Raw genomic sequence first — 5,376 nt, forward strand, 5'->3', positions numbered from 1 at the left:
CAATAGCGCGTAAAATTGAGCATCACCCGGTTTGGTTTGAGGCGCATAGCCTTGAACCGGGATTCTGGGCTGACTATAGTCCTGAGCTTGACTTTGATACTGGTTTTGATACTGGTTTTGATATTGATACTCGTTCTGGTTCTGGTATTGATACGAATTTGAATAGGGGCTTTGAGGTTGACTAGGCTGTTGATGTCCACTCTCATACTGAATTTGCTGTTGAAATTGATTTGGGGACTGACCTTGATTTGGATTCTCCATGTTATTCGCCTCCCCCCTGGTTTCTCCTAGGCTCATAAGGACTGTAAAGCAATGGCCATAGCGTTCCTTTCGTCAGCGCCTCTTCTGGGCTGAATTGCGGCAGACCAGGGGGCTGAAATTGTATAAACAAGTTCGGCGGAAGCACATAAGTCTTGCATAGAATGGGCGGACAAGGATCGAACGGGCCGACAAACGGGGCATACTCACCTTGCTGTGGAAATTTCACGGGCCGGGACCTCCTTTAATTGATCCATCTGCTTTACTATTCAACATATGCCGCATCGCCCAAGTCTCGAACAGAAAAATTTGTTCAAAGAAATAAAACTCAAAAAGAGCCTATAAAACCACGGTAATGTGGATTTATAGGCTCTTTCTTAGCACTCTATATAACTTTTTTATCTGAACTGATCATGTTATTCTCTGTGGATCAGGATTCCTCATCGCTAGAAAGCTCATCTTCATTGACCAGATCAGGTTTGCGGTGAATTTTCACTCTCATGATGCGAAGCCTTGTTGCTTCCTCCACTTCAAAGGTCAGATTATAGAACTCTATTTTCTTCCCTTTCACCGGACTGCCTTCCAATTCCTTGAACAGCCAACCTCCGATGGAATCCACCTCGTTGTCTTCAATGTTCACTCCAGTCAAATCATTCACATCCTCTATGAGCATACGGCCGTCCACCGAGATGAAGTCTTCTTTCATTTCCACGCTTGGACGTTCATCCTCAAACTCATCATAGAGATCCCCGACGATTTCCTCCAGAATTTCCTCCGCTGTCAGCAGACCAGCGGTTCCGCCGTATTCATCCACTACGAGAGTCATTTGGGAATGTTTTTTCTGCATAAGACGCAGCACATGGCTTACTTCCATGGACTCAGGCACATTCAGAATAGGACGCACCACCGAGGCCAGATCCAGTTGCTCGCCCTGCTCGGCTAACAGAAGATCTGTAATATGGACAAAACCGATGATCTGATCCTTATCCTCCACCGCTACCGGATAACGGGAATGCTTGGTGTCACTGATAATTTTCAGATTTTCCTTAAACGATAAATTCGTGTACAAGCAATCCATATCCGTACGCGGCAACATGATCTCACGGGCAAGCAAGTCGGAAAAATCAAAGATATTATCCATCAGCTTGATTTCATCCTTATCAATTACACCGCTTTTGGCGCTCTGATTCATCAATATTCGGATCTCTTCCTCCGAATGTGCCGCTTCAGCTTCACTCGCTGGCTGAATGCCGAATGCCCGTAACAGCATGTTTGCGGCAGTATTCAACACCCAGATTACAGGCAGAAAGACCTTATAAAACAGCAGCAAGGGCGCCGATAAAACCAACGCCACACCTTCGGTTTTTTGAATCGCCAAAGACTTGGGAGCCAGCTCGCCCAATACAATATGCAAAAAAGTAATGACGCAAAATCCGACGACAACGGATACCGTTGTAATCAGTGTACCGTCAGTTACACCGAGTTTGTGCATGAGTGGCTCTATCAGGTAGCCGGATACTGCTGGCTCACCAATCCAACCTAACCCCAATGAAGCCAGCGTAATGCCCAATTGGGTGGCAGACAGATAAGCATCCAACTTTTTGTTCACCTTCAACGCATAGCCTGCCAGGCGATGACCCTCACTTTGGAGCTGCGTCAATCGGGATTGGCGCATTTTGACCAGCGAAAACTCTGCGGCCACAAAAACACCGTTTAGAAAGACAAGCAGCAGTACCAAAAAGAGATTCACCCCTAACAATCCCCAATGAAACTCGGTATGACCATCCAATACGAACTCCCCATTTCTTTAGTTAGCATTCTGCATCATTCGACTTGCAAGCTTTTCAATTCCGTATTTATGATTGGAAACTGTAATTGGAATCATGTAAAAATGCTTATAATTGCAATGCTTTTCTTGATTTAAAGTCTACACCCTTGTAATACATATCTGCTACGAGTAGATTCGGTCCGCAACACGCAGCCGCATCACAATGACAGTTCACGGTCTGATTCAACGGATGTTCATTAAGCCATTCACCGAAGATATTATCCAGACTGCTTTCCTGAATGTTTCCGAAAGCTGGAATGTCTGCAAAATCCGTTACATATACGCTCCCCGTGAACATATTCACATTTACACGGTTTCTTCCGTCCGGATCGTTACGCACCGTAATATTCGGCTCCTGTCTCAAACGGCGAAGCAATTTGCGGTCTTCCTCCCGGTCCGAACAAGCAAAGAATGGTAATGTACCAAACAACATCCACATGTCCTGATTTCGTACATCCAGCAGCTTATCAATCGATCTCCGCATATCATCGAGAGAAAGTACAGGCAATGCAGAGGCAAAATTCGACGCGTACATCGGATGAACCTCATGCCGTCGGCATCCCATTTCGTTAATCAACTGATGAATGCCCTCCAGCTTCGTGTGTGTCCGATAATTAATCATGGACTCGGCTGAAATGAACATGCCCATTTCGCTCAATCTGCGTGCATTCTCGATCATTGTTTCATACAGGCGAACAGCACCCGCGCGTGGGGTCGGACGTCCAGTATTGGCAAATCCAACTTCATAAAAATCGTCCGCATTCAGATAATTAAACGAAATATGCATGACATCCAGATACGGAAGCATCTTCTCATATCGACGGATATCCAATGTCAGGTTGGAGTTGATTTGCGAACGAATACCGCGCTCCTTGGCATATTTCAACAGCGGCACAATCACTTCGTCCACTGTTTTATCCAGCAAAGCTGGCTCTCCGCCTGTAATACTAATAGTCTCCAGATGCTCAACTTCATCCAGCCGCTTCAGCATTAGGTCTAAAGGAAGGAAAGGAGCCTCCTTCATAACCAGCATGTCGCCGACAGCGCAATGCTCACAGCGCATATTACATAAATGTGTTACGGTCATTTCCACACTGGTAAGCAAATGACGGCCATGTGTACGCAGTGAGACAATCGGGTCCCACGGATCATATGTTGGCGATATTTGGGGCAGCGTGTTATTTTGTAGAACTGTCATTATGTTTTCACCTTATTTCTGTTATTAACCTTAAAAGACATATAATTATCATATCATGATGAGTAAAGTGTCTGCATGCTTTCTTCCGAATCATCTGCTAATCTACGTGTACTCCACCGAAAGGACCGGTAGCAGCGCCCAATGTGTTTGTAATCATTACGGAAAGAGATACAGACAAATCCACATCATAAGGAGCCTTCAGTTCCTGCCCATCCCGGTCTCTTACAATACGAACGACAGGCCTTTGCGGGATTTTGGGATGTATACGCACTACGACTCCCTCTTCTCCTGTGTTGAGCACCACAGACAGCCCCAGAGGGTAAATAGCTACACAGTCACGAAAGGCTTCCAGCATCCGTTGCTCATACAACGTTCCTGCCCCTGCGTATAGCACCTCCATCGCTTCATAGGGCAGCAAAGCCTGCTTGTAAATTCGACTCGCTGTCATGGCATCATATGAGTCCGCCAGACCGATCCATTTTGCATATTCGTGAATTTGATCCTTTTTCCAGCCGTTTGGATATCCACTGCCGTCAATACGTTCATGATGCTGTAATGCACAATGAGCCGACAGCAAGGGAATCCCGGGTTCGTCTTTAAGAAGCTTATAACCAATGACTGTGTGTGTTTTCATATGCTCATATTCCTCGTCCGTCAATTTGCCCGGCTTATAGAGCACTTGAGGTGAAATCTTCATTTTACCGATATCGTGCAGTAATGAACCTATTCCTAACTCCATGAGCTGGTTATTATCGTAACCATTGGATATCCCCAGGACTAGTGAATACAAGCATACGTTCAAAGAATGATGATACAAATCCTGATCCGCGGCCCCAATATCCATTAACATAATGACGGCATCCTGGCGGCCTCCAATATCGTCCAGAATGGATTCCATTACCTTATAAAATGACTTGCCAAAATATTTGTGCTTATGCTCTACGGAGTAGGATGACAAACCCTGGAACTGCTTTTTGATTTCCTGTAGCGCCGCGGCTCTTGTCTGTTCATGGATCATCTCAGGAATGACGATATCCTCTGTCACAGCATCTTCAATGTATACATATCCAATTCCGACTTGGCCTAGACGTTCAATCAATCGTGAAGTAAGCTCAACACCTTCCGAGAGCAGCACCATTCCATTTTCGTTGTATATTTTTTTGCCCAGCTTCATGCCGGCTCTCAATAATGTAACAGGTACCAGTCGCAGCTTAATCCTCTCCCGATTGTTTTGATACCTGAAGCCACCTAGCTGCAAAACATTCTTCCATCGCGCCCGGACGCTTCAACTCCATTTCAATCAAATCCCGTAAAAACTCTGGAAGCATAAATCGGAGAACTGTTCCGTTCGCAAGCACCTTATAACCTGCTTTGAAAGTGAACATATCCAACGTGCCCACTATGTATTCCTCATCATCTTCCAAGGATTGACCCGCTACACGAATGTCCGTCACTTTATCATAAGGAGCATGGTCTGGATCATACTGAACGGTCAATCCTTCCACACACATCGTGCCAAGCACTTTGCCTCTGAAGCCAAAGCCTGTCATGGGCTTGTCTGTAAATTCAGGCAGCAGGGACTGCTCCAGTGCCAACCGAATGTCTCTTCCCCGCAGTTTCATCACACAGGGATTAATCGGCGATGGGCATAAGGAATGCAGTATTCCTTTGCTGATATCTCCTTGAGGCAATGGTCCGAGCAGTTGGCCTGCATTGACGAGGGCAATTTTGGTTCCTGTAAAGTGGGACACCGATTGTGCCAGCAAATTCCCGAAAGGGGACTCCTGATTATAGGCAATCGCCAGTTCCCGATCCGTTACTGCCACTGTGCTCTCCATGGCCCGTTCTGCTTGTTTTCGATGCAACACAATGGCCGATGCCACTTTTTCGTCCAGCAGCGTCTGATCCACAGGAACTACGCCGCCTGAGGTAACTCGAAACGGTTCAAGACTATGGTTACGGGTTAGTGTCACTTCACCAAGCAACGTTCCGAACTTACCCGCCCCACACAAAACGCTGTTCCCGATCCGCAGCGGTTCCTCCAGCACATGGTGAGTGTGACCGCCAAGGATCACGTCAATTTCAGGAAACT

At 46.3% G+C, this 5,376-nt stretch carries 5 protein-coding genes and 1 pseudogene; all 6 read right to left on the bottom strand.

Annotation, left to right across the window (positions count from 1 at the left end):
- Window positions 1–261: pseudogene (locus AC5V8P_RS22965) on the bottom strand (spore coat protein CotJB); the annotation flags it as partial.
- Window position 262: 1 nt separating this feature from the next.
- Window positions 263–487: a spore coat associated protein CotJA gene (locus tag AC5V8P_RS22970; RefSeq protein ID WP_063213143.1), complete on the bottom strand. Its 225-nt coding sequence runs from the start codon at window positions 485–487 to the stop codon at window positions 263–265.
- A 201-nt stretch (window positions 488–688) separates the two neighbouring features.
- Complete coding sequence (locus AC5V8P_RS22975) at window positions 689–2,047, bottom strand: hemolysin family protein (protein ID WP_064796243.1); 1,359 nt, start codon at window positions 2,045–2,047, stop codon at window positions 689–691.
- Window positions 2,048–2,153: 106 nt separating this feature from the next.
- A complete protein-coding gene (yfkAB, locus tag AC5V8P_RS22980; RefSeq protein WP_064796244.1) occupies window positions 2,154–3,284 on the bottom strand; it encodes a radical SAM/CxCxxxxC motif protein YfkAB in 1,131 nt (376 codons plus the stop codon).
- 97 nt (window positions 3,285–3,381) lie between these two features.
- Window positions 3,382–4,542: an HD-GYP domain-containing protein gene (locus tag AC5V8P_RS22985; RefSeq protein WP_063213146.1), complete on the bottom strand. Its 1,161-nt coding sequence runs from the start codon at window positions 4,540–4,542 to the stop codon at window positions 3,382–3,384.
- A partial coding sequence (locus AC5V8P_RS22990) for a bifunctional metallophosphatase/5'-nucleotidase (protein ID WP_495473898.1) occupies window positions 4,496–5,376 on the bottom strand: 881 nt, incomplete at its 5' end. The genes AC5V8P_RS22990 and AC5V8P_RS22985, both read right to left, overlap by 47 nt.

This window comes from Paenibacillus sp. N119s (assembly GCF_059447605.1).

Bases quoted from the DNA above. Each gene is read 5' to 3' on its own strand.
- yfkAB (WP_064796244.1), bottom strand. From the start codon at position 3,284: ATGACAGTTCTACAAAATAACACGCTGCCCCAAATATCGCCAACATAT.